Below are 3,459 nucleotides of genomic sequence, written 5' to 3'. Positions count from 1 at the left end.
CAAGCCCGCCTCCATCGCCCTCGCCCTCACCGGCCTCGGGCGCGCAGACCACATAGGCGATCAGATGCTTGTCGCCGGCGCGGCTCTGGCGCGCCACCACCACCGCCTCGCGCACAAAGGCGTGCTCGCAAAGCTTTGCTACGATCTCGCCCGGCTCGATGCGGTAGCCGCGGATCTTGACCTGGTCGTCGTTGCGGCCCAGGAACTCCAGATTGCCGTCCGGCAGATAACGCCCGAGGTCGCCGGTCCGGTACAGCCGATCGCCCTCGACAAAGGGACTGGCGATGAACCGCTCGGCGGTCAGTTCCGGTCGGTTCAAATAGCCCCGCGCAACCCCAGCCCCGCCAATGTAAAGCTCGCCCACCGCGCCGAACGGCACCGGCGCGCCATGCTCGTCCAGCAGGTACACCCGCGTGTTGGCAATCGGGCGGCCAATCGGGACCACTGATCCGTCAAAACCAGCCGGGCAATTCCAAACCGTCGCGAAGGTCGTCGTCTCGGTCGGGCCATAGCAGTGAATGAGACGTACGGGGCCTTGTTCTTTCAGCAATCTCAGAAATGAGGCAACATCACCGCGCTCACCCCCACAGAGAAGGTACTTAAGTTGCGCCAACGTCGGAGCAATCGATGATGTATATTGGTTGAATAATGCTGTTGTCAGAAACAGTGATGTCACCCGGTGCTGTTCAAGCGCCCGAGCGAAACTGGGAGTATCCCTGACGGTGGCGGCATGTATTGCAACAATGCAACCGCCGTTAAGCAGCGGCGCCCATACTTCGAATGTGCTTGCGTCGAAGGCGGGATTGCCAGCCCATGCCACCCGATCTCCGGCATCGACCTTCACATACCAACTGTTGATCACGAGCCGGTTGACGGCACGATGAGGAACAACAACTCCTTTGGGAAGGCCAGTTGAGCCGGAGGTGTACATCACGTAAGCGGCAGTTTCAGCGCTTAACGCCAGACCAGGATCGCTACGACATCCCATTCCAACTATGAGCGGTCCAATAGCCAGAGCAGGTATCGTCGCCTCAACCGGATCATTACCGTAAAGCACCAGGCGTGCAGCACAATCGGCCACCAGCCATTGTTGTCGCGCAGATGGAAGCGCGCGATCGATCGGTACATACACTGCGCCCGCCTTCAGAATCGCCAGTTGCGCCACCACAAGAGCGGCGGAGCGGTCCAGCACGGTGGCAATGCGATCCCCAGGCTTGACCCCGAGGGCGATCAGGTGGTGCGCCAGGCGGTTGGCCCGCGCGTTGAGCTCGCCATAGCTCAGCCGCTCATCATCGCAGACCAGCGCCACCGCCTCCGGCGCCTTTTGCACCTGCACCTCGAACAGCTCATGGATGCACCGTTCCGACGAATAAGGCGCCGCCGTCCGGTTCAACTCCTCCAGCAGATAGCTGCGCTCGGCAGTCGACAGCAGCTCAATCCGGCGGACCTCTTGCTGCGCATCGGCAGCCATCTCTCGCAGCAGCGCCAGCAGATAACCACGTTGCCGCTCGATCGTCGCGCGATCAAATAGCGCCGTGGCATAACCCAGCGTTCCGGCGATCTTCCCGCCGTGCTCGCCAAGGCTCAGCTCCAGATCGAACTCGACCTGGTCAATCTCCTCCGCGGCAGCCTCCGCACTCAGCCCCGGCAGCTCCAATGACCCAACCGCATTGTTCTCCCAGGCCAGCATCACCTGCAACAGAGGGGTGTGATCAAGAGCCCGAGGCGGCTGCACGATCTCCACCACCTGCTCGAACGGCAGATCCTGATGCTCCTGCGCAGCCAGCGTCGTGCGCCGCGTCCGCTCCAGAAGCTCCGACACGCTCGGCTCGCCCGACAGGTCGAGCCGTAGCGCCAGGGTGTTGACGAAGAAGCCGATCAGCTCTTCGATCTCGCGACGGCCTCGATTGGCGCTCGGCACGCCGATCACAAGGTCGTCCTGCCCCGACAGACGCGACAGCACCGCCGCCCAGGCCGCCAGCACCGTCATGAACAACGTCGTGCCATGCTGCAGGCTGAGCCGCTTCAGCTCCCGCGTCAGATCCGCATCGATGATGATCGGAACTGTGGCCGCGGCAAATGACTGCTGGGCCGGCCGCGCACGGTCCGTCGGCAAGACAAGACGGGTCGTGCCTGCCAGCGCGCTGCGCCAATACTGCGCCTGCTTCTGCAGCCGTTCCCCCGACAGCCATTGGCGTTGCCAGGCGGCATAATCCGGATATTGGATCGCCAACGCCGGCAAAGGATCGTCCTGACCGGCCGCGAATGCCCGGTAAAGCTGGCTAAGTTCACGCAGCAGCACGCCCATCGACCAGCCGTCCGAGACGATGTGATGCTGAGTCAGCAGGAAGACGTGCTCCTCGTCCGACATCCGCACCAGATGCCCGCGGATCAGCGGCCCGCGCGCAAGATCAAACGGCGTGCGCCCCTCTTCATGGCACAGATCCAAAAGCGCCGCTTCCGCATCCGATCTCTGCCGCAGATCGTGGTCGACTATCGGCAATCCCGCCTCCGGCGGCAGTACCTCAACGTGGGGCTTGCCTTGCGTCGCGACAAAGACACTGCGCAGCGCCTCATGACGCGCCAACAGACGGTCAAGGCTGCGCTGCCAGGCGCTGCGGTCGAGCGCCCCGCGCAGTCGCAGGGCCAGCGGAATGTGATAGTTCGTGCTGCCTTCGTTCAGCTGCGCCAAAAACCATAACCGCTGCTGCGCAAACGACAGCATCAGCGGCTCATGACGCGACACGGCCGCAATCGCCGGCAGCTGTTGCGGACCGGAGCGGCTCAACAGCTCGACGATGCTTGCCGCCAGGTCAGTCAGCACTGGCCTTGCGAACAGCGTCGACAGCGGCAGGTCGACCCCGACAGCCTGGGACAGCCGGCTCGACACCTGCACGGCCAAGAGCGAGTGGCCGCCCAGTTCGAAGAAGTGGTCGTGGCGCCCGATGCGCTCGACACCGAGAAGCTCGGCCCAGATCCGCGCCAGCGCGGTCTCGACCGCGCCCTGCGGCGCCTCATAGGCCGCCAGCGCATAGGCCTGATCGGCCGGCGCCGGCAGCGCGTTGCGATCGAGCTTGCCATTCGGCGTCAGCGGCATCGCCGCGATCGGCACGAACGCAGCCGGCACCATGTAGTCCGGCAGCCGGCTACTCAAGTGCGCGCGCAAGGCGCCCGCAAGCCCGCCTCCATCGCCCTCGCCCTCACCGGCCTCGGGCGCGCAGACCACATAGGCGATCAGATGCTTGTCGCCGGCGCGGCTCTGGCGCGCCACCACCACCGCCTCGCGCACAAAGGCGTGCTCGCAAAGCTTTGCTACGATCTCGCCCGGCTCGATGCGGTAGCCGCGGATCTTGACCTGGTCGTCGTTGCGGCCCAGGAACTCCAGATTGCCGTCCGGCAGATAACGCCCGAGGTCGCCGGTCCGGTACAGCCGATCGCCCTCGACAAAGGGACTGGCGA

The 3,459-nt window shown here is 64.4% G+C and carries 1 protein-coding gene; it reads right to left on the bottom strand.

The window, feature by feature from the left end:
- Window positions 1-3,459, bottom strand: a 3,459-nt coding sequence (locus J6525_RS46055) for a non-ribosomal peptide synthetase (RefSeq protein WP_225649572.1), incomplete at both ends; no start/stop codon positions are given.

This window comes from Bradyrhizobium australafricanum (genome assembly GCF_020329495.1).
Taxonomy (GTDB): domain Bacteria; phylum Pseudomonadota; class Alphaproteobacteria; order Rhizobiales; family Xanthobacteraceae; genus Bradyrhizobium; species Bradyrhizobium australafricanum.
This window is presented reverse-complemented; position numbering and strand designations above follow the sequence as displayed.